Below are 23,929 nucleotides of genomic sequence, written 5' to 3'. Positions count from 1 at the left end.
TTTTTTAGTTTTTAAGGCTTATTGAATCGTCCGGAGAAGAGGTTGTCTTTGGCATTGCGTATGTCGGCCAGGCCTACATCTCCATGCTTTACTTTTTGTAGGAGTGAGAGTACTTTTTCAGGAGCACTGTCTGGTTTTTCTTCAGGGCTTGAGGCATCAGCAGCATCGTACCTGATTACCACCTGCTCGGCTTTGGCAAATGCCAGCTCTGCGGAAGGTGCGCTAATTGCCTCAGGGTGCAGCTCAAGATCAGCTTTCTGGCTGCCTGGCGCCTCTGGTAAGGCTTGTGCAAGGGTAGTTTCTGCTGTTGCTTCCGGTAGCGCTGCAGCACTTTCGGTAGCCTGTTCTGCCGGCAGTGCAGGCTCCTGCTGGGTAGCAGCAATATAGGAGGTATTTATGCTGGCTGCAGGAGTAGTAACTTTTTGTGATGCAGCGGTTTCTGAAGCAGTATCAGGTATTTTAGCAGCATCAGTAGCGGGGTTTTGAGCCCCGGGGCTGGCAGTTGCTTCAGTGCCTGCTGCATAAGCAGGCTCCTCCTGCGCAGGGGTTTCTGCTGATGGAGCCGCGGCACCTGGTACTGCTTTGGGCTGCTCAGTTACTGCTAATTGCTGCTGGTAATCAGGAGCGTTGTTTTGTTCAAGCCAAAACCAGCCTGCAGAAAGAAGCAGTACCATAACGGCAGCGGCTGCATAATAGCCTCCGCGTTTGCGGCGTCGGTGGTTCAGGCCTGTAGCTACTTTATCCCAGGCAGCGGGCGTTGGGGCCACACTGTGCTGTTGTAGCTTTTGGCGGAACAGCTGATCTATTTTATGCTCTTTCATATCTATACGGCTTCAGTTTTTTTTAGCTCCATTAAATTGGCTACGTACTGTTGCAGCAAGCCGCGTGCCCGGCTTAGCTGCGATTTTGATGTATTTTCTGTAATGTTCAACTGTTCGGCTATTTCTTTATGGGAGTAACCTTCAATTGCATACAGGTTAAATACGGTGCGGTAGCCTTCTGGTAGCTTGCGCACAAGTGCTAAGAGATCTTCTACTGCCAGTTGCTGGTATGCATCATCGGTATGCATTTCGCGGCTGGCAGCTTCTACCTCTACCATCATGTGGGCATGCTTGTTTTGACGCAGGTACAGCAACGATTCGTTTACCATGATGCGGCGGATCCAGCCCTCAAAGCTCCCCTCGCCACTGTACTGCCCGATCTTGTCAAATACCTTTAAAAAACCTGTTACCATTACGCCTTCAGCTTCGCTGCGGTCGTGCACGTACCGCAGGCAGAGTGCCAGCATCTGCGGGGCATGTTTCTCGTAAACGCTGCGCTGGGCCTTATGCTCACCCCGGCGGCAGCCGCTTACAAGATCTTGCTCTTCATTTTTTTTCCAGATGCGTAGTCGCATGGTTAAGGAGGTTCTTTGCTTAATAGATACAGCTCAATTTAGAAAGGTTGCACGGGGCAAAAAAATATTTTCTGGGGAGCGGAAAAAATAAGGGACAGATAGTGCTGTGCTTGTCAGCAATCATCTGTCCCTGTTATATCTTATTAGCAATAGCTCCTGTATGTAGCCTCCAGGCTGTTTACAGAAAGCCTGTTTCAGGCTGCTGATGTTAATAGGCAGCTTTGTAGTTAACTTCCAGTTTTATGGGCGTGATTTCGTCTTTGTTTACCTCAACCGGGTTTATGTTGCCCTGGCCGTCCATGCTGTTGGCAAAAAGTCCCTGCTCTTCCTTAACAAATACGGAATATTTACCCACTGGTAGTGAAACGGCAAAGTTGCCTTCTTCATCGGTCTTTACCTTCTCTACCAGTTTGGTTTGTACATCAGAAAAGAAAACGCCATTGCCTGTTGCCTGGTCCATGGGGGTTAATTCGTAAAAATATACCTCACGTTCAACACCAGTAGGTTCGGAGCGCTGCCGTGTCTGGCCCGGATTATTTTCGTCTACAATGGTAGGCATTTGGTTCCCCTCTATCCACAGCACCCTGCCAGCTACACCCTGGGTAACGTTGTCCTGGCATCCGTTTGCCATAAGGGTTATTCCTAAAATCATAAGTAGTGCTAATCGTATCATCTGTGCTGGTGTTTTGTTTAAAAGTTGAAGATAGTTTTCTTTTTAAACATGAAGCACACGCCGTGCCAGTTATTGCTGCATTCAGAAACAAAAAAAGCAGCTCCGGTGAACTGCTTTTTTCTAAACCACAAATCAAAAGTATCAACTGTATAGATCTTTGCTCCTTTTTTAAAGAAGAGATGCTGATGGGCATTACTTAGTCATCACGTCGGCTAACATCGGCTCCGGTGCTTTTATCTATGTTGGTGTTGGCAGGCTTGCCTTTATAATCCAGGTTACTTCCTCCTGATAAATCTGCTTTCAGCTGGTCTGTTACCCAAATGTTTGCATCAGAGGCTCCACTGAGGTCAACATTGGCATGAGTGCTTCTGAAGGTAGCTGCATTGAGCTCGGAGGCTCCTGAAAGCTCTGCTGTAAGGGTTGTGCAGTTGCCGCTTAGGGTAGCTTCGCTGCTGCCGCTCATTTCTAACTCCAGGTTTTCCACAACCACATCACCTTCTACTTCTGAGGCCCCGGAAAGCTCCAGGGCTAGTGGCTTTCCCTGCTCTAGCTTAATGTTGGCACTGCTTGCGCCTGAAAGATAGAGGCCTGCCAGGTTCGGTACCGACACAAAAATATGTGCCCGGCGTTTTCCTTTCAGGCTTTTCCACCAGCCATCACTGTCATCGGTAAAGAACGAAAGGGTAGAGCCCTGCTGGCGTACTTTCATTTCGTCAAGCACTTTATCATCGCCTTTTACTTCAACTTTATAGTCAGGTCCCTGTATCAGTGTTAGCTGGTAATTATTACCAATTTTTATCTTGTCGAAATCTTTGAAATCAAGTACCCGGTCACCTCCTGTGAAAACAACTTCTTTTTTGTTGCGGGCTTCTTGCTGGCGCTCTGCTGGGCAGGTAAGACACTCCAGTTCGCCCTGCCTGTTAAACATAAAGGTGTTGTTGTGCATATCGCTGTTGCGAAAACCCCAGGGAGACATGGTGGCGGTAAGAATATTGTCCATTCTGTTCTGCATCACAAACCGCTGGCCATAGGGAATATACAAAGTAGCCTTGGCGGTCTGGCCATAGAAGGGCTTGTCTTCAGGCAGCTCCAACTGATCTTTAAAAAACAATGTATTGCCCTGCTGTCTTACCGGGTAGCTGGCTAGTTGTGCATGTTCGCGTGCTTGCTCGGTGGTAGCACCGCGTCCCCAGATGCGTTGCTCCAGTCTAACTGCTTTATCGGGAGATCCTTTTACGGTAAGCGTTACATTCCGGAATTCCTGCCAGTTGCCTTTTTCAATTTTCAGCTGCAGGGTTTTGGTACTGTCTGTATTGAAAACAGCTTCTGTCTGGTAGTAATTGTCCTGGCTGTAATTTGCAATTATTCTGGGAGCCATTATAGCTACACAAATAAGTGCAATAATCCACACCCCGGCCAGACCCCAGCCTACAGAGCGATGTACCACCCAGCGCCCGGCTACCATGGCAATACCCAGCAGCATTACATAAAGGGCTGGAACAGCAGCGAGGAGCAGTGCGGCAACCAGCAATGCATCGGGAATGGTATTCCTGATCATTGCATGGGGAATCTCCAGGTCAAAAACACTTAAGTAAGTTTCCGGATAAAAGCCAATGACTACTGTTGCCGATACAAGCAGGGCGAGTAAGGCCATAAAGCCACCGAAAGAAAGAATTAGTCCTAAAACTACCCGGATGGCGTCTGCTACGAAGGTTACAATGGCTCTGCCGTTAGGGCTTTCGCCAGAAAACACAGAGGAAATTAAGCGAAAGGGAAAGAGCAGGATGCGTGCAAGGAGACCTTCTTCCGCTCCCTCTTCAAGATTTAAGTTTTTTTTTACCTGGTGCTCTATGTTAGCAAGGGTAACAGGTTCGCCCTGCATTTGCATACGTTCCGTAAGTGTTCTTGCTTTGGGCATAATCACCCAAAGCAAGATGTAGAGGAACAGGCCGGAACCGGCAAATACAAACAGTACAGCCAGAAGCACCCGGATCAATACGGCATCCACCCCGAAGTAGGCGCCCAAACCTCCGCAAACACCGGCTATAACACGGTCGTCGGGGTGCCGGAACATTTTCTTCGTTTTTGTCTTTTTTTCTTCCTTTAGGGGCTCATCGGTGCTGGTAGGCAGGGCAATCCAGAGAATGATATAGCCAATCAGCAGGGCACCGCTAAATGAAAAGCTAAGAAAGATATCGAACATGATAATGGCCATTACCAGGCGAACCCACAGCGGATCGATACGCAGGTAGTCTGCAATGCCGGCAGCAACGCCCCCAATAATTTTGCGGTTAACGCTGCGGTACAAACGGCGTGGTCTGGTGGTGTCGGTCCAGGTTTCGCTGTTGGCATGGGTATGTCCGTTAGTGCTTTTTGGCTCCTCGTATGGCTCTTCGATGGCGGCAAAATCACGTATGTTACCCATTTGAGCAATGAGGGCCTGCACATCAGATTCTGTTAAAACCTGCTTTTGCGGACCAACCTTGGTGCTAAAGATTTCGGCAATACGATTTTCAATGTCGGCTACAATTTCGCCGGAAGCCTCATAGCCGGAAAAATAAAGCTTTATCTCATCAAGATAATGCTTAAGCTGCTCGTAGGCATCCTCTTCAATGTTGAAGAGTAAGCCGCTGATGTTAACGCTGATACTCTTTTTCATGACAGACCGGAAAGTTGATTGTGGTTAATGATTTGATTAGTGGAGGTTGCTAGTTCATGCCAGGTCTCGCGTAACTTTTCCAGAGAAGCAATTCCTGTAGTGGTAAGGCTGTAGTATTTTCTGGGAGGGCCCGAGGGGCTTTCCACCCATTTATATTCAACTAAGCCAGCATTTTTAAGACGTGTTAAGATCGGGTAAAGGGTGCCTTCTACTACCATCATGCGGGCGGCAGTAAGTTCTTCCAGCATATCGGTGGCGTAAACTTCGCCTCGCGATATTATGTGCAGGATGCAGAACTCCAGGATACCTTTTCTCATCTGTATTTGTGCATTTTCGATATTCATGGGTCCGTTGTTCGCTGTTGTTAAGTCAAAGGTATAAGAAGGTACTCTGTTATACAAGGTACTTGGTGAAAATGTTTCCTGAAATATGAGTAGGGGCCCAAAACTCAAATTACAGGTGAAAAATCATGATAAATGGTAGCTGTTGCTACTTCTCTTACATTTGTATGGATAGAAGCAAGAAATAGATTATTTTTGTATATACTGTTCATAAACTAACCCTACGCTGCACAGGGCTCCTCTTATGTACTTACGCTACTCTCTTTTGTGTTTGCTGGTGCTTCTGCCGCTATTTGCAGTAGCACAGGATCTTACGCCTAAATACAGCAATGAATTTTTGTCGATAGGTGTTGGGGCAAGAGCACTTGGGATGAGTGGCGCCCAGACTGCCCATGTGGCAGGCGTAAATGCAGGCTACTGGAATCCGGCCGGTTTACTAAAGGTGGAGGCAGATCACAGCATTGCCCTGATGCACGCAGAGTACTTTGCAGGCATTGCTAAATACGATTACGCGGCCTATAATACTGCGATTGACAGCTCAAGCAGCCTGGGCATTAGTCTGATACGCTTTGGTATTGATAACATACCCGATACACGTTTTTTATACGATGCAAATGGTACGCTGAACTATGACAACATCCGCTTTTTTTCTGCTGCCGATTATGCATTGTTGCTGTCATATGCCCGTGAAATAAAACAAATACCCGGATTACAGGCAGGAGCCAGTGCTAAAATTGTGCACCGCAATGTTGGTAAGTTTGCCAATGCCTGGGGGTTTGGCCTGGATGCCGGCCTGCAGTGGCAAAGAAAAGGTTGGCAGCTGGGCCTGATGCTGCGGGATATTACCACCACCTTCAATGCCTGGTCTATCAATACAGAACTCCTGGAAGATGTATATGCCCAAACAGGTAACGAGGTGCCTGAAAGTTCTCTGGAGATAACCCTGCCCAAAGCTATTCTGGGTATTGCTCATACCTTCAGCATCAAAGAAAGCTTTAGCATACTGGCTGCTGCGGACCTGGTGACTACCTTTGATGGTACCCGGAATGTGTTGCTGAAAGCAGATCCGGTATCCGTAGACCCACATCTGGGGCTGGAGTTAGGTTACAAAAGAGTTGTGTGGCTGCGTGGCGGCCTTGGTCAGTTTCAGCAGGTAACGGAGCTCAATGCAGAGAGAAGTAAAATCACCACCATGCAGCCAACTGCCGGCATAGGCGTAAGGCTGGGTAATTTTAAAATAGATTATGCCTTAACAGATGTGGGTGATGCATCAGATGCTCCCTATTCACATGTGTTTAGTCTAACGCTAAATTTCAACAAAAAGAATGACTAGTTTTATAAGGCTTGTGTGGTTATTGCTGGGGTTGCTGTTTGGCTGCCCTGTTTTGCTTTTTGCCCAAACCTACGGAAACGAATGGATCAATTACGATCAGCAATACCTGCGCTTAAAGGTAGGTGCTGATGGTATTTACAAACTCACCCCCCAGGAAATGGAAAGGGCAGGCTTCCCGGTAGGGCAAATCAATCCAAAATCATTACAGATCTTTCACAGGGGGCAGGAGCAGGCCATACATGTGGAAGGAGAAGGAGATGAGGTCTTAAATGCTGAAGACTACATCCTGTTTTACGGCCGTAAAAACGATGGTACGCTTGATAAGGAGTTGTACCTGAGCCCGGATCTGCAGCCTCATAGTTACTATAATTTATACTCCGACTCGTCGGCCTATTTTCTGACCTATAAACTTGGAGGTAGTGGAGGCAAGCGGATGAATGTTTTTAACGGTAGTAACACAGCAAATATTAATCCGGAATCTTACTATTGGGAAGAAAAGCTCAATGTTCTATCCGAAAATTATTCAGCAGGCGAAGTGTATGGTGCAGCAGGTAATTTAGATACTTACCTAACCTATGGTGATACTGGAGAAGGATGGAGCAGTGGCGTAATAGCAAACAACAAAAGGGATTTTGTTTTTACAGGTTTAACAGATGCATATACAGCTGGCCCTCTGCCTACCATTGGTATACAGTACATGGGGCGTAATAGTCTGGAGCGTACTGTAACTTTAGATGCCGGAGCCACAAGCACCGGAACATTTTCAACCATCAAAACAACAACTTTTTCGGGCTACAGTATTGCTACAATACAGGAAAATTTACCCTGGAATGTGATTATTAACAACCAGGCGGTTATAAGAACAAGTTTTCAGGGAAGAGGATCTGTATCATATATTAACATTCGTTACCCCCGTCTCTGGAAAATGGGTAACACCACTGAACGAATATTTCGCCTGGAGTCAAGCAATAGTACCCGCTTTATTGAAATTGCGGATGTGCCAAATGATTTGGTGCTATATGATATTTCAGACTCTTATAATGTAGTAAGAATTGCTTATCAGCGGGAGGGAAGCACTATAAGGGCAATGATTCCTGCCAGTGGTACTAAAGAGCAGGTGTTGCTTTTAACCGGAGTTCAGGGTCCGGTTACAAAGTCAAAACCTGTGTCTTTTCGTAAGTTTCCCAGCAGTGGCGCTGAATATCTTATAGTTTCAAATCAGCTTCTCATGCAGCCTGGCGGGGGATATGATAATCCTGTAGAAGCTTACAGTGCCTATAGGGCTTCAGCAGAAGGTGGTGGTTACAATACATTAACTGTTGAAATGCAGGAGCTCTACGATCAGTTTAGTTATGGAGAAATAACGCCCCTGGCAATAAGAAAATTCGTGCTGTACTCATCACAGGAAAAACTTCCCCAATATCTGTTCCTTATTGGTAAATCGCTGAATTTTACAATCAGGTATTTTAGGAACTCCAACTGGACGAATATCAACCGTGACCTTGTCCCCACCTATGGCAACCCAGGTGGTGATATACCTTTTGTTGCTCAATTGAATGGTTCCGGTTATGGTCCTGCCTTTCCAGTAGGCAGGTTAAGTGTACGAACTCCGGAGGAAGTGGCTGCTTATTTAAAAAAGGTGATTGAGGATGAGAGTGTTGCACCAAATGACCTGTGGCTAAAACGAATTTTGCATTTAGGCGGGGGAAACTCTGTTTCCCAGGCCCTACAGTTGAAGTCATACCTAAGAGTGTGGGAAAATATAGCTGAGGGCCCTTTTTTAGGTGCTGAAGTTACCACTCTGTCTAAAACTGAAGACCTGGTAGTGCAGGAGATCGATGTATCTAAAGATGTGAACAGAGGCACCCGGCTGATGACCTTCTTTGGCCACTCGGGAACTGATCTTGCTGATTTGGAAATTGGTTTTGCATCCGTACCCAGGTATGGTTACAACAACAAGGGGATGTACACCAGAATATTAGTTAATGGATGTGAGGCAGGAAATATTTTCAGTACTAATAAAACCTTTGGTGAGGACTGGCTATACACACCAGATAAGGGCGCTTTGAATTTTATCGCACATAGTTATAATGGATATACTAATCTGTTGTATCAGTACTCTTCCAACTTCTACAGGGTAGCTGTAACGGATGTAAATTTCCTGGGAGCCTCAATAGGTAAAATACAACAGGAAGCCATTCGCAGGTTTTTGAGTGGAGGCTTTATTAGTCCTCTTCAAATTACCCAGGCACAACAGATGATTTTGCAGGGAGATCCGGCATTGGTATTATTTCCAATTGAAAAAGCAGATTTTGAAACAAATGATAATCATTTGTCTGTACGTCCTCTGAATAATGAGCCACTCAATATGAGTGCAGATTCAATTGCGATAGACGTAGTAATTAGGAATTTTGGTAAGGCTGTTACTGATTCATTGCAGGTACAGCTTGAATATTGGCTTGAGGATGGTGCCCAGCAGGTGCTAGAGTTAGTAGAGGTGCCAGCAATATACAGACAGGATACAGTTACTATACGTATAGGTACTAATCAGCTCGAGGGGCCAGGACGTAGTAACTTCCGTATAACACTCAATCCTGCGTCAGAAATCCCAGAGAAGGACTTCACTAATAATGTAGGAACAATACAAGTTGTAGTACCAGCTGGAGGTACACTCAACTTGCTTCCGCAGAATTATGAGGTTGTGCATAAAAATCAGCTCAAACTAATTTCACAGGGTGTAGATCCACTCCGATCCTCAAGAGGATTCAGTTATCAGCTCGATACAGCTTATAGCTATAACAGTGCATCTCTGCAGCAGGGCGAAGTTCAGTCACGTTTTTTGGCTTCCTGGAATGTTACATTACCAGAAATTTCCGCTGCCCCTGCTGATACTATTGTCTATTACTGGAAGAGTCAGTTAACCACTCCATCTCCAACAGAAGATGCTGTTCCTGCTAAAAGCTCCTTTACCTATATCAAGGAGGCTCCTGATGGCTGGGCACAGGCTCATGAAGGTCAGTTTTCAGAAAATAAGTTAACAAGTCTTAAGGTTGAGCAAGGCCGAAACTGGAGCTATACCCCCATTCAGAAATCAATACGAGTAACAACGTTTGGTCCAAAAGCCAGTGGGTTTGATTATAAGGAGGTAGAACTTGCCATTGACGGTGTACAGCTGATACTGAACCAGCAGTGGAAGTTTTGTTCTAGTAACACCATGAATGCAGTGCAGCTGGACAAAAATACTCTTGGAATTCCTGGTGCAAAACTACTTGATATATTAAGATCAGAATCCTGCGGGCGTATGCCGCAGGTAATTAATAACTTTTCTGCAGCCAATATCAACAGTGGAGACAATGACTCTTACAACCTGGAGCGCTTCTTAAAAGAAGTGCCTGAAGGTGACTGGATAGTTTTATTTTCTATTGGTTTGGTTAATTATACCCAGTGGCCTGCTTCAGTTAAGCAGCAGGTAGCTTCGCTAGGTGTAGATGAAGATGTGTTGAACCAGCTAACAAATGGAGAGCCAATTGCAATTCTGGGTAAAAAAGGCGGCGCTCCAGGTACTGCTGTGTTGGCCATGGCTGATAAAACAGCAGGCAGTTTGCCTGTCGATGAGCAGGTAGTTCAGTTGAACTCTACGGTTACAGGTGCTGCTGGGGTTGGATATATAGAAACATCTTTGATAGGTCCTGCCACCAGTTGGAAAGATGTTGCAATCAAAGTAGCAGAACCTGATGAGGCAGATCACTGGAATCTTAAAATTGTAGGAGTAAATGCAAATAGCACGGAAACTACTGTTGCAGAAATTAACCAGTCAGGTACAACACCACTAACTATGAGTGCTACTGAGTACCCTTACCTGCGCCTTAGGCTGGAGGTAACGGATGCGGTAAAAGTAACGCCGCCACAGTTAAAGTTCTGGCGGGTGGGCTATGAGTCGCTACCTGAGGGAGTGCTGGTGGTGCACGATACTGTACAGCAACATAATACTTTGAACGAAGGACAGCCGCTGCGGCCAGGTTTTAAATTTGTGAATATCTCTGAAAAGAGCTATGCTGCAGATTCTCTGGAGGTAAAGGCCAGTATGCTCAATGTAAACAGCCGTAAAGTTCAGCCGCTGGATTTAAAGATCAAGTCCCCGGCACCTGGCGATACTATTCATTTTGCCCTGCCCCTGAATACAAATAGCAACACAGGCGTTAATGATCTTTCTGTGAAAGTTAATCCCGTTCCCCTTACAGAACTTACGCTGCAGAACAATGTGCTGGATGCAAAAAGCTTTCTAACGGTCAGGTCAGATTCTTTACATCCCTTTATAGATGTTGCTTTCGATGGTTCATACATCTCCAATGGTGAAATAGTAAGGCCGGATCCGCTTATATCGGTGATCATGCGTGATGAGAATAAACTCATGCTCAAACAGGATACTACTGGAATTCACCTGTACCTGAAAAGGCAGTGTGAAAACTGTACCTTTGAGCGCATTAGTTTAAACAACCCATCTGTCAGGTTTTATCCTGCCTCCTCTCAGGAAGATTGTAAGGTTGAATTTACCCCTGGACCCTTGGAAGATGGTATGTATACCCTGCAGGTACAGGCAGAGGATGCCAGCGGTAATAAAGCCGGCACTAGACCCTATGCCATTAGCTTTGAGGTGATCAGTGAATCCAGTCTTACTCATTTCTATCCTTACCCGAACCCCTTCTCAACCTCCACCCGCTTTGTGTTCACACTTACAGGAAACGAGGTGCCGGACGATCTTAAAATTCAGATCATGACGGTAAGTGGTAAGGTGGTGCGTGAAATTATGAAGGAAGAGTTAGGTCCGCTAAGAATAGGCCATAACCAGTCGCAGTATGCCTGGGATGGTACCGACGAATGGGGCGACAGACTGGCAAACGGGGTCTACCTCTATCGTGTGGTGCTGGGTGGCAGTAACGCAGCAGAATGGAAGCACAGGGCCACGAAGGGAGATAAGGCCTTTAAGCAGGAATTTGGAAAACTTTATATTTTGAGATAATAAAAAAAGGATCTGTAGCATGCAGATCCTTTTTTTATTATCCCAGTTTCTATCTACACTCTAGTTGTGGTAAAGTCCTCGACCAAACAGGCTAAGAGATTGTCACAGGGGAGGAGGCATTACTAATTGTCAGAACATTTGGTTTAGCTATGGGTTTGATATAGTTAAACAAACTTTTTAACTGTATCGACTATGAGACATTCTACCATTTTTTCATTACTTTTTTTGCTAATTAGCCTAAGCAGCTGCGATGTTATTGCCGATATTTTCAAGGCTGGTTTCTGGGTAGGTATTATACTTGTAGTCGTAATTGTTTTAATTGTACTCTATATTATAAATAAGCTCCGTAAACCTTGAAGACATACTAAACGGGGGTAAATGCGCGTATTTTTTACTATGATTTTCAAAAACCTATTTATCCCTTTCCTATTAGGGACAATGTGCTTATCTGCCTGTAGCAATGGAGATGATACAAGCTCAGGATCAGAATCAACAGCTTGCGGCAACCAGACTCCACCACCACTGGCAGAGCAGTTGGATACGGTGAACATCATCATTGAAACTAGCGGTAGCATGAAAGGCTTCATGCCTACACAAAACAGGCAAACGGCTTTTCAGCAACAGGTAGATGATCTATTAGCCAATGCCGAAGGAGATAAAGACAATATCCGGCGACTAAGGCTTTTTACCGCCCAGAATAACATCAGGCCAATAGGCTACGACCACTTTCAAAGTATGTTGCGCCAGGGGCTGGCAAAGGCTGGTAACAGTACGCCAATTCCTGATTTGCTGTCACAGATCGCCTCTTCCTACTCTGGCACAGGCCAGGTAAGTGTGTTTATTTCTGATTTTATCTATTCCCCGCCCAACGAGCGTGACAGGGATTACATCTCTAACGACATCAGGAGGGCGCTGGCTCCCCTGCAGGCAAAAGGGCTAGCTGTGGCTGTATATGGCTTTACATCTGAATTTCAGGGTACGTTTTATCCGGCAGGTTCCAAAAGTGGTGACGATGCAGCACCGGTTACCAACTGCTGCGAGACTGAGGTGCCATACTATGTCTGGATCATAGGGGCCGAGCCTTCAGTTAGGCTTGCCTCTAATATCCTGATTCCGGGAAATGCCCCGGTAGCCATGCAGGCAGGGTTTGATCGCTCCGAGCCTTCTTATGGCGTTATTCCCGGATCTGGCCGCAGTGGCAGCTGGTATCTGGCAGATGCCGAAGGCAAAACCATTTTTGTAGATAATACCCAGGAGCTAAGGCAGGGAGAGGTTAGTTTTACAGTGGGCCTTAACCTGGAGGCCCTGCCCACCCAATACGCAACTAAAGAATACCTGAGCGAACACCTGGAGGTAGAGGGCCGTAACGGCAGGGCACAGGTACAGGATGTAATGAGTGCCCAGGCTTTTTCAGAAGGAGAAAGACTGAATGCAAAAGACCGCCAGTTGCTGGAATGCTACACTCACCTGGTTAAAATACAAGTTACCGGCATGGGCGACCGTAACAGTCCTATAGCCTTGAATATGTCGCTGCCGGCGCAAAACCCCGACTGGACCGATGCCTGGACTACAGACGACGACAGGGATATTAATGAAACCGGCGCCCGCACTTTTGCCCTGAATGAGATTTTAGAAGGATTGCGCGCTCTTTACCCGAATGAACGGGAGGCCGTATTTACCTTAGACCTAAGCATCAGAAAAGCTAACTAGCATGAAAAACATATTTCGCTTTTTATATGAACTGATCATTGGCAGGCCAGAGCCACCAATGGAAACCCCTTTGTATCGTAGCGAAATCTTCCCCGATGTGGGAGGTATTACCTTGTTGCTCATTACGGCACTCATGGTACTTATTTACTATTATGTGCTGAATCATCTGATCCAGACGGCGCGCTTTAGTCACTGGTATCATTGGTTAGGAGTACTGCTGGTAAACGCTGCAATCGCTTTTGGGTATGCAGTGTATTATTGCCGCCTCAACGAGGTAACACCAGATTCTTACGTCTATTGGTTTGCCTTTGCAAATGCTTTTTACAGTGCGGTATTCTTTCTGCTGTTTTCTCTCCTTTTCAAGTGGAGATCGAATAATGCAGCCAGAACGCCATTCTAATTTACTGACTGAGGTGCCAGGGATCAGCCATAAGCTAAGGTTAGCTTTTCCTGAAACCCGGTTCCTTATTCCTTACTCAACAAATTATTATCATGTCTAAACTTTTCATATTTGGCATAGGAGGTACGGGCGCCAGGGTGCTGCGTTCGTTCGGAATGCTTATGGCCGCCGGGGTGGGAATTCGGGCAGATCGTGTTATTCCCATTATTGTAGATCCGGATACGCAAAATGCCGACCTCAACCGTACTGTTGAAATGCTCAAAAGCTATAAGCGCCTGCATGCCGTGGCTGGAGAGGAAAGCGGCTTCTTCAAAACTGATATCAGCAAGCTGGCAGATATGGACAGCAGGGGAGATGGCCGGGTAAAAGATGCCTTTACCTTTGATTTTGGCGGCATTAACCAGAGCTTTAAAGAGTTTATCCATTTTAATGAAATGGACCCTGATACACAGGCGCTGGTACAACTGCTTTACACCCAGGATAACCTCAACAGTCCGCTCACCATTGGTTTTAAAGGAAGCCCCAATGTAGGCAGTGTGGTGCTCAACAAACTGATCAATTCGCCGGAGTTACGCTTCTTTGCCGATAACTTCCGCCGGGGCGATCGTATTTTTATCATCAGCTCTATATTTGGGGGTACTGGTGCTGCGGGCTTTCCGCTGCTGCTTAAAAACCTGCGTAATCCGAACTCGGGGCTGCAAAATGCCGGCGATATCTCTACGGCTCTTATCGGTGCCATTACCGTTAAGCCATACTTTGGCCTGCAAACAGAAAATGAAAGTGTTATTGATTCAAATGCTTTTATCACCAAAACACGTGATGCACTGGCATATTATAAGAATAACCTGGATGGTATAAATGCCCTCTATTATATAGCCGATAATCCTGATACACCATATGAAAACAGGCCCGGCGGTGCCAGCCAGCGCAACGATGCCCACCTGGTAGAGTTGCTGGCAGCCCTTTCAATCGTAGACTTTATGGAGTATGAGGAGGCTGATCTCTCCGGCAACACCCTGTACCACGAGTATGGGCTGAGGCAGGATAGCCCCAATATCACTTTTGAGCATTTGTACGAAGAAACCACCCACCGCATTGGGCAGCAACTGGTTAAGTTTATGCTCTTTGCCAAGTACTATAAAGATTTCATCAAGGAGGATGCCGGCAAGAACTACTATAAAGCACTCAACCTTGATTCGGCCTTTGCCAACGACAGCTTCCATAAAGAGTTAAGACATTTTCTGGAAAACAGGCAGTGGGGCTTCTTTGCCTGGCTGGATGAGCTATCCCGAAACAAACGCAGTTTTGTGCCCTTTAACTTAAGTACCAGTGATCTTAACCTGCTGGTACAGGGCAAACCAGTAAGCCGTAGTTTCTTTAATAAAGGTATTACGCACGATGGCTTTGTGGTCAGGCTCAACAAGGAGGAAAAGCAACTTTCCTCTGAGGCAAATCCCAACCGCAAGTTCATAAAGATGTTCAACCACGTTACTGAAGACTTTTACAACAATAAGATGCCTACCATCTGATTGCAATTATTTTTATGGCGAAAGTACTCCGACTACATACAAATGCCTCTACCGAACTGGAAGGTTGGAAGCAGAGCGTGCAGATTGACAGCAGCCTAATCCAGCACATTTCTGACCCGAGTGGTGGCAGGGCCCGCAAGGTATCTACTTCCATACCCTCGCCACTAGCCAGGATGTACCTGTTCCGTACAGCCTTTGAATTTGTGGTGAACTCACCCAGGCGCGACTTAAGCGATAATACCATATACCATCGCATGGTGTCGCAGTGCCTGGATGTTATAGAGCTGTTGTACAACTTTCAGAAATACCAGCAGGCCGAAAAACGCCTGCTGATTCGGCGCTGGAACATAAACGAAAAACTGCAGCAGCTGGAGGCCATTCCGCAACATCAGCTCCTGGCCAATACCCTGCAGCTGTTCTTAAACTACAACAATCCGCAAAGCCCCTTCAACGGCTTTTCAGATATCTACCTCATATACTACAACTATCGTATTATTGCAGGTACCTCACCCTTTACCCTGGTTTTTACCCTGCCAGACCTGGGTGCGCTTGATTTAAACAGCAGCAAAGGTTACCGCCTGTTCGATGAGCCGGTGCCCCTGTACCAGCGCCCCGATGATTTTCAGCTCTACCTAAACAAGCTTTTTCAGGCATACCCGGTACTGAAAGGCCGATGCCAGTCGATGTATGAGTACTTAACGCTGGCACAAAAGCAGGCCGAACCACAACTGCAGCAACGGCTTAACCAGCTACAGTTCGAGGCCGGCTACGGACCCGATAATTTCCTGAATGAGTATGCGCCGCTGCATGACGACACCAACAGCCAGGTATCGGTTGGGAGTGTTCGCCTTGCCTCTGCGCCTGCAGAAAACATTAATATAGCGGCAGTAAGCGACTTTGTGCTGCAGCCATCACGCACACCAGAAGGCGATCGCCTGCCCCTGGTACTGCGCGAAGGCCATTATCCCGGCTGGAATTATGTTTCCGGGCAGTGGCAGCAGGAAACAGAGGTGCCCATTAAAAATACAGCACCGCCAGAAAGCCGTATTCTGCCTGGTTTATCAGATAAATATCCTTACCTCACCACCGGCGATTTTCTGGAAGATCACCTGCTGGAGCTTCCCTATGAGCTGAATACCGACCGTTTTAACCATGGCAAAGTTCAGTATCAGAACGGGGCAGAGCGTGAGCGTACCTTCCGCTTTAATTACCTGCTGCCCATCCGCAGGGAGTACTTTAGCTATTTCAGCTTCAGGGATCTGGATAAATACCTGACCTTTATTGTAGACCCTGCTTATATCAAGGTGCAGCTGTCTGTTCCGGTAAAAAGAGGACATATCCTTTTTGAAAAGATCTATTACGAAAACCCGCAGAACCCAAGGGACGAAAACGGACAGGAAATTCCTAAAAAAGGAAAGATCGTCTCTACACGTTTGGGTCTGGGGGTATTCCCTTTCCTGAAGTTACCAGACCCGGCCTACAATGATTTTTACAAGGTAATGCTGGTAGATCTGGAGGTAAACGGGCAGGCTGCATTTGGTGAGTTTAGCATGCAGTTTTACCTGGAAACCCAGCCCCTGCGCGAAGCACCGGAAGGAAGAGGCATTAAAAAAACACGCCGGATCAGTAAACAGGAGGGTGCCTATGGCTCCACCTATTACGAGGTGTTCAACACCCATTTCGATTATGCCGAAATCATACACCCTTTAAGCGAAAGAGGGCAGGAGCCGGTGAGAGGCTTGTTAATTCCGAAATGGAATGAAGCAGGGCCGGGCACCAAACGATTTACTTTTGCCATAGATTTCGGAACAACCAACACACACATTGCCTACACCACAGGCACTAACGTAGCCCCACAGCCTTTCTCTATCGAAGAGAGCGACCCGCAGGTGGTTATGCTCAACAAACCTTCTGATGAGGCCGGACTGCTGCCCATACAGCGGTACAAGCAGGCCTCGTTGCACAGGGCCATGGAGATCGATACAGTGGTAAGCCGTGAGTTTGTGCCATACCTCATTGGCGGGCAGGCGAGCGGAGCCGAAGTGGCTTTTCCAATCCGCACTGCAACCTGCGAGGTAAGTGATTTTATTGCTAGGCCTACCGATATGCTTGGTAATATCAACATAGGCTTTGGTATCAACAAAGAACTGGATGTGCCGGGCCATACTGCCTATAAAACAGACCTGAAATGGAGCACCGAGCTGGACCGCAAAGGCAACGACCGCATTGATGTGTTCTTTAGTGAGCTGCTGCGCCTCATCAAGCATAAAGTGGCCCTGAACGATGGCATCCTGGAGCAAACCCGCCTGGTGTGGTTCTCGCCACTTAGTCTCGATGCCTTTGCCTTTAACCTGTTCGAAGAAAAATGGACGCGCAACTATCAGCAGATATTCCGTACAGAACGGAAGCCGCTGCACCTTACAGAGTCTGCCGCGCCTTACTACTACCTGTCTTCTGCAGGTGAGGTGGTGCCAACCCGCGATGATCACTTGCTGAATATTGACATAGGCGGTGGTTCTACAGATATTTTATTCTTTATAAACCAGCAACCAGCCTGGGGCTCTTCTTTCCGCTTTGCCGGCAATGCACTCTGGGGCGATGGTTTCAATAAAATTTCTACCATAGACAATGGCTTTTTGCTTGCTTACCAGAAGCTGGCCGATAAGCCTTTCAAGCCAAAGTCAATCAGCCAGACCTCAGCAGATGTAATCAACGACATCTTCAATAATGTTGATCCGGCCATGTTCAACAATGTGTTCATCAGGGCGCGTTATCTGCGGGTAATTTTTTACCTGCACTACACTGCTATTCTGTTCCATTGCGGCCAGATTATCAATCACCTGGGCCTTAAAATACCACGTTATATAACCTTTAGCGGCAAGGGTAGCCTTTACCTCAACTTTTTAAGCGGTGGTGGCAATACCAGCAGTCTGGAGCGGCTCACGCGTGCGCTGCTGGAGGAGGTTTGCCAGACGCCGGTGCCCGATAATTTCAGAATTATTCAGGCCAGAAAGCCTAAAGAAGCAACTGCTAATGGCGGCGTGTTCTTTAACCCGGCTGTGCACGATTATGATGGCGCCAAGCCTGTAAAAATGCTTGGCACCGGCCAGGGGCAAAACCTGTTCGATACCCCGCTGCGCTACCATGATGCAGATACCCAGGTACAGCAGGAGGTGCTGCAAAATGCTGAAGCTTTCTTTGAGCTGGTATTGGGTAATGATAAGCTCACACGCTTCTTTGATGATTTTGCCATCGAAGCAGACCTGCCCTGGCTAAGAGAGAAGATTAAGTCTAAGCTTTCCGATAGCCTGCACCTGGGCATGAACCGTTTGCTGGAGCACCGCAATATGGCAGAAAAGCCCCTGCCGGAAACACTTTTCTTCTACCCGCTTTATCAAACGCTTTACGAGTTGTCAAAAGAAATTTACAAAGCTCATTATGACCGTTAAATCTATTATGCTGCTACTGCTAACGGGCTGCCTGCTGGCGCCGGTTGCAGTTCGGGCGGCACAGAGCGATAGCCTGGCTTTTCACCATGCCCGTTTGCGTATCTGGTGCGAAACCACCCGGTTTGTTTATGAAGATAATGGTGCCGACAGCCTGTTGCCCAGTGTGAACTGCCAGTCGTGGGATGCACTGCAAAAGAGTATGACTGCAACCGATGCTAATTTAGGCGTAATGAGGCTGATGAGTAGCATAGATAAACCGGCTGTTTACCAGGGTTTTTCTTCTACTGAGGCTAAGCTCCAAAAGCTTGTGAGTGAGATTAGTACCAGGCTTAAACAATCTTCTGTTCGCCGTTCCAACCAGGCCAGGCTCAATAGTGTGGATAGCCTGCAGCAGCAGCTTATGCTGATAGCACGCCAGGTAGGGGCCCAGAGCGAGGAGTTGGCTACTACTGGTAATGATATGCCTGCCGGAGCCCTTGCTCAGGAAGAGCAGCCAGCACCGGCTACAGATGTTGCTGCCAGTGATTCAGGCTTAGACCTGTCCTGGAACGAGATATTGCAATGGCTTTTAATCGCCGCCCTGGGTGGTTTGCTTTTCTGGCGGCTGCGAGATCTTGAGGACCGCTATTCGCGGCTAAAAAGAGAGTTTCGTACGCTGGAAAAACAGGTTAACGAATTTGTAATAGCCACCGTAACACCAAGCCCGTTGCCCGAACAGAATGCTGGCTTAACCGAAAACGATGTGAGAAAACTGGTGTTGGATGAGCTCATGCAGCTGGAGGAAGCAGCAAAACCCGCTCCGCCTGCCAGGCCCTCTGCACCACAGCAGCCGCAGCCAGAACCACCTGCTGCGGCACAGGCACCAGAGCCGCCTTCTGCTCCGGTTGCCATAACAGAGCCTGCCAGACCTAAAAAAGAAACAGATGCAGGGCTTTATTATGATAAAATGCCCTTCCGCGGAGGCTTTCATCAAAATGAAATGAGCCGGGAGCGGCAGCGCGATAGTATCTACACCATACGCATACTGCCCGACCAGCCAGCCGATGCAGAGTATTGGATAACAGAAGATTCTGAAGTACAGCGTTATGCCATGCAAAACGGCCTTAGTTTCTTTGAGGAAGGTTGTGACTTTGCTGAGGTGGAAGAAAACCCCGGCCGTGTTGTAAACGAAGAAAAAGGCAGGTTGCGGAAGGAAGGCAGTGTTTGGAAAATTCAGCAGAAAGCTAAAGTTCGCTTTGAGTAAGCTATGATAGTTCTGGAAATAATTGTGATTATTGCCGTGGTGGCACTGCAGCTGCGCGTGTTTCTGCAAAACAGGCAACAAGCAGCTGTTCTGCGCAATTTTTTTCCTGAACAAGGCCAGCTCTTTATGCAGCCTGCAGAAAAAGCATTTGCATCGCCTACCATCAATCCTCTTCAGGCCATACAGTCCGGCACTCCTTATGTGCTTGCTGCAGAGCCAGACCACATCTTCAGGATAAAAGGAAGAGAGGGCGAGTTTTATGTAGTGGAAGAAACAGACAGGGATAAAAACAGCGCCTCTAGCTTTCTGCTTTCGCAGAAAGAGCTGGAGGCGCTTGCCTCCAGCTCGGGATTCTCCATCAGGCCAGCGCTGCAGCAGGATGCTTCCAGTCAACTTGCGGAGGTACCGGCTGCACACCAGCCTTCAGAAGGTTTTGCAGCAGTACTGCAGGAGGTGCAGGCTTACCTGTTGCGCAACCAGGGTGCCGTTACAGGCCTTGATGCCATTAAAGACATGAGCCAGCGCAGGTTTGAGGCCGAAACAGGCAGCTTGCAGGCAACAGTAGCTTCACCGCTGTACATTGGCCTGCTAGGCACTTTCCTGGGCGTAATTCTGGGTTTGGGTGCTGTAGTGACTGATGGTGTAACAGAAGAAGCTATAGGCCGCTTTTTGCTTGGCGTGGTGGTAGCCATGGGAGGCAGTTTTTTTGGGCTGCTTTTTACGCTGCTCGGAAACAGGGAATACAGGCTGGCATCTGCCACCGCAACTGCACGCCAGAACGATTGGCTCAACTTTTTACAGATACAGCTGTTGCCCCAGTTGCAATCCGATCTTTCCCGCAGTCTGGGCAACCTTAAGTTGGTACTGGATGAGTTCAATAAAGACTTTTTTCAGCGTATCAGCGATTTTAAATCAGTTTTTGCCAACCTGAACCAATATGTTGGCCTGCAGGAGCGTTTTCTAATTGCGCTTCAGCAATCAGACTACAGTCAGCTTACAGAAGCCAACCTGCGGTTCTTTGAACAGATTCAGAAAAACGAAACGCTCTTTGAACGTTTTGGCCAATACTTGCAGCGGCTTAACGAAAGTATGGATACCGGCCGTGAAGCAGCTGCCGATATCCGTGAAATTGTGGATCACCTGCGGCAGCTCGATGATGTGCAGGGATACCTGAAACAAAACGAGGAGCTTATTCGCAAGCAGCTGGGGTATCTCTCTGCGCACCAGGATAAAATGGAGCAGCTAACGCATGGCATACAGCAGCATTTTATTGAAGCAGGAGACGAAATTGGCGAAATGGTAAGGCGCAGGCTTCAAATAATGCAAAAGGAAGAGCAGGATGCAGGAGAGGAGTTACGCCAGCATTTTGAACGCCTAAAGCAGGATAATGTGTATCAGAAAATAAGCGAACAGCTGCAGCCCATTCGCCATATGGAAGACGATGTGCAGAGCATGCGTGAGCTGTTTGCCGATACATTAAAACATTTGCTGGAAACCCAGCAGTACCTGATCCGGAAAATCAACCAGGATGGGCAGACCCAGGGAAGAGTACTAAAAGAAATGGAATTACTAAACAACCATATGCAGCAGCTGAACGAGCGTAAAAGCTGGTTTCAACGTATGTTGGGCGGTCGCTAAGTTTAGGAAAAAACTAACATGCCTATGCGTGCGCCCTCCTCTTTCTTCTGGCCCAGTTATGCCGATCTGCTAACTGCGCTCTTTGTGGTAATGATGGTGTTATTTGTTTTGAGTTTCAGGCTTTTCCGTGAGCGGGAGGAGCAGCTCGAATTGTTTGCCACAAACTATAAAAAAATTAAAGAATTAGAACAAGCCTTACATAGGTTAGATGAGAGTCCCTATTTCGAGTTTCAGCCCCAAAATCAGCGCTATGAGCTAATGGTGCCCGTTCAGTTTGCACAGTGGGAATACGAGATTCCCCAAAAATATACCAAAAACCTGATAGAAGCCGGCCAACAATTACAAGCACTCATAGAGGAGGCAGACCGTGCTTCTATTGCGAATGAGCTGGATGTGAAGTACCTTGTAATAGTGGAAGGAATGGCAGCCCGTGATCCCCGGGACCCACAAATCAATAGAGACCGTACCTTTATACAGCAAACTTATTTATTAAGTTATCAACGGGCACTGGCGCTGGCAAGTCTCTGGAAGCGGAATGGCATTACCTTTGATAAAGATAATTTTGAGTTAATAATAGCAGGAAGTGGGATTTATGGAGCTGGCCGTTACAATGGCAGAGGAGAAGAAGGAAAGAACAGACGATTTCTTATACAGATTATACCTAAAACAGGGCAAATACAGAAGCGGGAGCATGAAGAACTGGATGAATAGATTGTTTTTGGGGCTATTGGCATTACTTGCTGTAGCATGTAGTACAGATTTTGAGGACCTGGCACATACTGTTACTAAAGTGGAGGATGGCAACACCCTTACACTAAAGAATGGTAAAAAGGTGCACCTGATTGGCGTAGAGCCTACGCAGGCAAGCCAGGAGTTTCTGGAAGACAAGGCCCTGAACAGGAAAGTCCGTGTTGTGTTTGACCGCAGTAACTATCCCGATGCCGAGCTGGTAGATGAGGTGTGGGGATATGCTGTAACCGAAGGAGGGCAGCACCTGAACGCCCAGATCCTGCAGCAGGGGCTGGCAGCACTAAACGATACCTGGTTAACGGATAGTCTAAGGGCATTTTCTTCTTATACAACTTTAACCACGCACCAGCCGGCAGAAGTACTGCCTGAAGTTGGCCCTATTAAAAAGAATGGCATTGGAGCCATTGCTGCCAATGCTACAAAGGCACGTACAGAGTTCAACAGTTTTGCAGATCTGGTGGAGTATGCCGAACAGTGTGTTTTTCTGGTACTCGGCCGCGATGAAAAAGGAAAAACCGTAAGCCAGGGCACAGGATTCTTCCTGATGGAGAATGGCCTGTGTGTGAGTAACTACCATGTGTTTGATGGTGGTACCGAGTGGATGATTCGTACAGCAAACGGCAGTCGTTATAAAGTAACCGACATCATCTCCAAGGATAAGAATTTCGACTATATCGTATTCAGGGTAGATCTGGCAGAGGGTGAGGAATATCCCTTCCTGAAGCCCGCCCGTAAAACGCCGCGTAAGGGCACCGATATATTTGTGCTGGGCAACCCCCGCGGCCTGGAAAGTACGATTACCCGTGGTGTGGTGTCTGCTATCAGGGACCAGGGTAAGAAAGAAGCCGTGCTGCAGATAGATGCAGCCATTTCTCCGGGTAGCAGCGGCAGCCCGGTAATGACCATGGATGGTGAGGTGGTAGGCATTGCTACCTACAAAGCCCGTGATTGTGAAAGCTGTAACTTTGCAATGAATGTACAGGTACTTGGTTTCTAGTACATAACATTCATTTAACTGATATAGAACCGGCTGCAAAGCCGGTTTTTTTATATGCATCAATGATGAAACATTAGGCCAAAAATGCGGTTATTATATAAACAGGCCTATTAAACGACGAGTGTCCGTAAAGGTTTTGGTGCTATTTTACTTTTTTGCCTATGAACGACCGCATAAGAAAAAAACTAATTCAGATTGCCCGAGTAGATGATTCTCCCATATCGTATCCTAGTCTGGTTTACCAGATGAGCCTGGGGCTGAACCTGGAAAGCAATCATGAGAAAAACATGCTCGGAGAAATACTAAACGAAATAAGCATGGCAGAACATGCCCAGGGTAGGCCTCTGCTAAGTGCTTTAGTGAAGATCAAGCCCAAGGGGCAGGGAGATAACTTCTTTAAAATGTGTGAAAAGCTGGGACTGGGAAACTGGAAGGACCTGAAAAGAGATCCTTCATTTATTGAGAAGTGCAGAGAAGAATGCCGTGAATTCTGGTCGAATGAAGAAAACTACGAGCGGTATTTACATCCGGAGGTTGAAAAGGTATAGAAACTTCCACTTGTTATAAGCAGAGGCCGGTGCAGCAGCACCGGCTTTTTTTGTGCTCCGGAAGGTGAGTATCAGTGCAGGTAAGGGCTAACAGGCTTCATTTGTCTGAAGGGGATCGCTATTCTGCTGGCACAGCAAAGACAATGATACATGTAATATTTACATAAAAACAATAGGTAATTATTGAATATATCTAGGGAGATTCTCTTGATTAACTTGCATGCTCTTTGTGTATGCTTATTC

At 47.0% G+C, this 23,929-nt stretch carries 16 protein-coding genes; 11 read left to right on the top strand and 5 right to left on the bottom strand.

All coding sequences use genetic code 11. The annotated features are described in order from the left end of the window. Nucleotides 1–11: 11 nt before the first annotated feature. The 5 genes from KWJ01_RS18250 to KWJ01_RS18230 form a co-directional block, all read right to left on the bottom strand. The gene (locus tag KWJ01_RS18250) at nt 12–821 is read right to left on the bottom strand and encodes a hypothetical protein (protein WP_224998410.1); all 810 of its coding nucleotides are present in this window, start codon (nt 819–821) and stop codon (nt 12–14) included. Nucleotides 822–823: 2 nt separating this feature from the next. After that, the gene (locus tag KWJ01_RS18245) at nt 824–1,396 is read right to left on the bottom strand and encodes an RNA polymerase sigma factor (protein ID WP_224998409.1); all 573 of its coding nucleotides are present in this window, start codon (nt 1,394–1,396) and stop codon (nt 824–826) included. 208 nt (nt 1,397–1,604) lie between these two features. Continuing rightward, complete coding sequence (locus KWJ01_RS18240; RefSeq protein ID WP_224998408.1) at nt 1,605–2,048, bottom strand: carboxypeptidase regulatory-like domain-containing protein; 444 nt, start codon at nt 2,046–2,048, stop codon at nt 1,605–1,607. 217 nt (nt 2,049–2,265) lie between these two features. Continuing rightward, nucleotides 2,266–4,728 (bottom strand): PspC domain-containing protein, encoded by a 2,463-nt coding sequence (locus KWJ01_RS18235; RefSeq protein ID WP_224998407.1) that lies wholly within the window; start codon nt 4,726–4,728, stop codon nt 2,266–2,268. Beyond that, nucleotides 4,725–5,072, bottom strand: a complete 348-nt coding sequence (locus KWJ01_RS18230; protein WP_224998406.1) for a PadR family transcriptional regulator — start codon at nt 5,070–5,072, stop codon at nt 4,725–4,727. Before KWJ01_RS18230 ends, KWJ01_RS18235 begins: the two co-directional genes overlap by 4 nt. A gap of 241 nt (nt 5,073–5,313) precedes the next feature. On the opposite strand from KWJ01_RS18230, the gene KWJ01_RS18225 reads away from it, so the two are divergent. The 11 genes from KWJ01_RS18225 (at nt 5,314) to KWJ01_RS18175 (ending at nt 23,686) form a co-directional block, all read left to right on the top strand. Next, a complete protein-coding gene (locus tag KWJ01_RS18225; protein WP_224998405.1) occupies nt 5,314–6,402 on the top strand; it encodes a PorV/PorQ family protein in 1,089 nt (362 codons plus the stop codon). Beyond that, nucleotides 6,395–11,422: a C25 family cysteine peptidase gene (locus tag KWJ01_RS18220; RefSeq protein WP_224998404.1), complete on the top strand. Its 5,028-nt coding sequence runs from the start codon at nt 6,395–6,397 to the stop codon at nt 11,420–11,422. Before KWJ01_RS18225 ends, KWJ01_RS18220 begins: the two co-directional genes overlap by 8 nt. Nucleotides 11,423–11,860: 438 nt before the next feature. Next, on the top strand, nt 11,861–13,132 hold the full coding sequence (locus tag KWJ01_RS18215) for a hypothetical protein (RefSeq protein WP_224998403.1): 1,272 nt from the start codon (nt 11,861–11,863) through the stop codon (nt 13,130–13,132). A 1-nt stretch (nt 13,133) separates the two neighbouring features. Beyond that, entirely contained in the window at nt 13,134–13,532 is a 399-nt protein-coding gene (locus tag KWJ01_RS18210) for a hypothetical protein (RefSeq protein ID WP_224998402.1), read from the top strand. 92 nt (nt 13,533–13,624) lie between these two features. Further along, nucleotides 13,625–15,061 (top strand): hypothetical protein, encoded by a 1,437-nt coding sequence (locus KWJ01_RS18205; RefSeq protein ID WP_224998400.1) that lies wholly within the window; start codon nt 13,625–13,627, stop codon nt 15,059–15,061. 14 nt (nt 15,062–15,075) lie between these two features. Next, nucleotides 15,076–18,510, top strand: coding sequence for a hypothetical protein (locus KWJ01_RS18200; RefSeq protein WP_224998399.1), 3,435 nt, complete (start codon nt 15,076–15,078; stop codon nt 18,508–18,510). Then, nucleotides 18,500–19,753, top strand: coding sequence for a hypothetical protein (locus KWJ01_RS18195; protein WP_224998397.1), 1,254 nt, complete (start codon nt 18,500–18,502; stop codon nt 19,751–19,753). Before KWJ01_RS18200 ends, KWJ01_RS18195 begins: the two co-directional genes overlap by 11 nt. A 3-nt stretch (nt 19,754–19,756) precedes the next feature. After that, entirely contained in the window at nt 19,757–21,391 is a 1,635-nt protein-coding gene (locus KWJ01_RS18190) for a hypothetical protein (protein ID WP_224998396.1), read from the top strand. A 24-nt stretch (nt 21,392–21,415) separates the two neighbouring features. Continuing rightward, a complete protein-coding gene (locus KWJ01_RS18185; RefSeq protein WP_224998394.1) occupies nt 21,416–22,102 on the top strand; it encodes a hypothetical protein in 687 nt (228 codons plus the stop codon). Then, nucleotides 22,095–23,138, top strand: coding sequence for a trypsin-like peptidase domain-containing protein (locus KWJ01_RS18180; protein WP_224998392.1), 1,044 nt, complete (start codon nt 22,095–22,097; stop codon nt 23,136–23,138). The genes KWJ01_RS18185 and KWJ01_RS18180 overlap by 8 nt, the downstream gene beginning before the upstream one ends. Nucleotides 23,139–23,299: 161 nt before the next feature. Next, nucleotides 23,300–23,686, top strand: a complete 387-nt coding sequence (locus KWJ01_RS18175; RefSeq protein ID WP_224998391.1) for a hypothetical protein — start codon at nt 23,300–23,302, stop codon at nt 23,684–23,686. Nucleotides 23,687–23,929: the final 243 nt, after the last annotated feature.

This window comes from Cesiribacter sp. SM1 (assembly GCF_020178975.1).
GTDB lineage: Bacteria > Bacteroidota > Bacteroidia > Cytophagales > Cyclobacteriaceae > Cesiribacter.
Note: the sequence above shows the minus strand (reverse complement) of the source record. Positions and strands in the feature narration are given on the sequence as shown.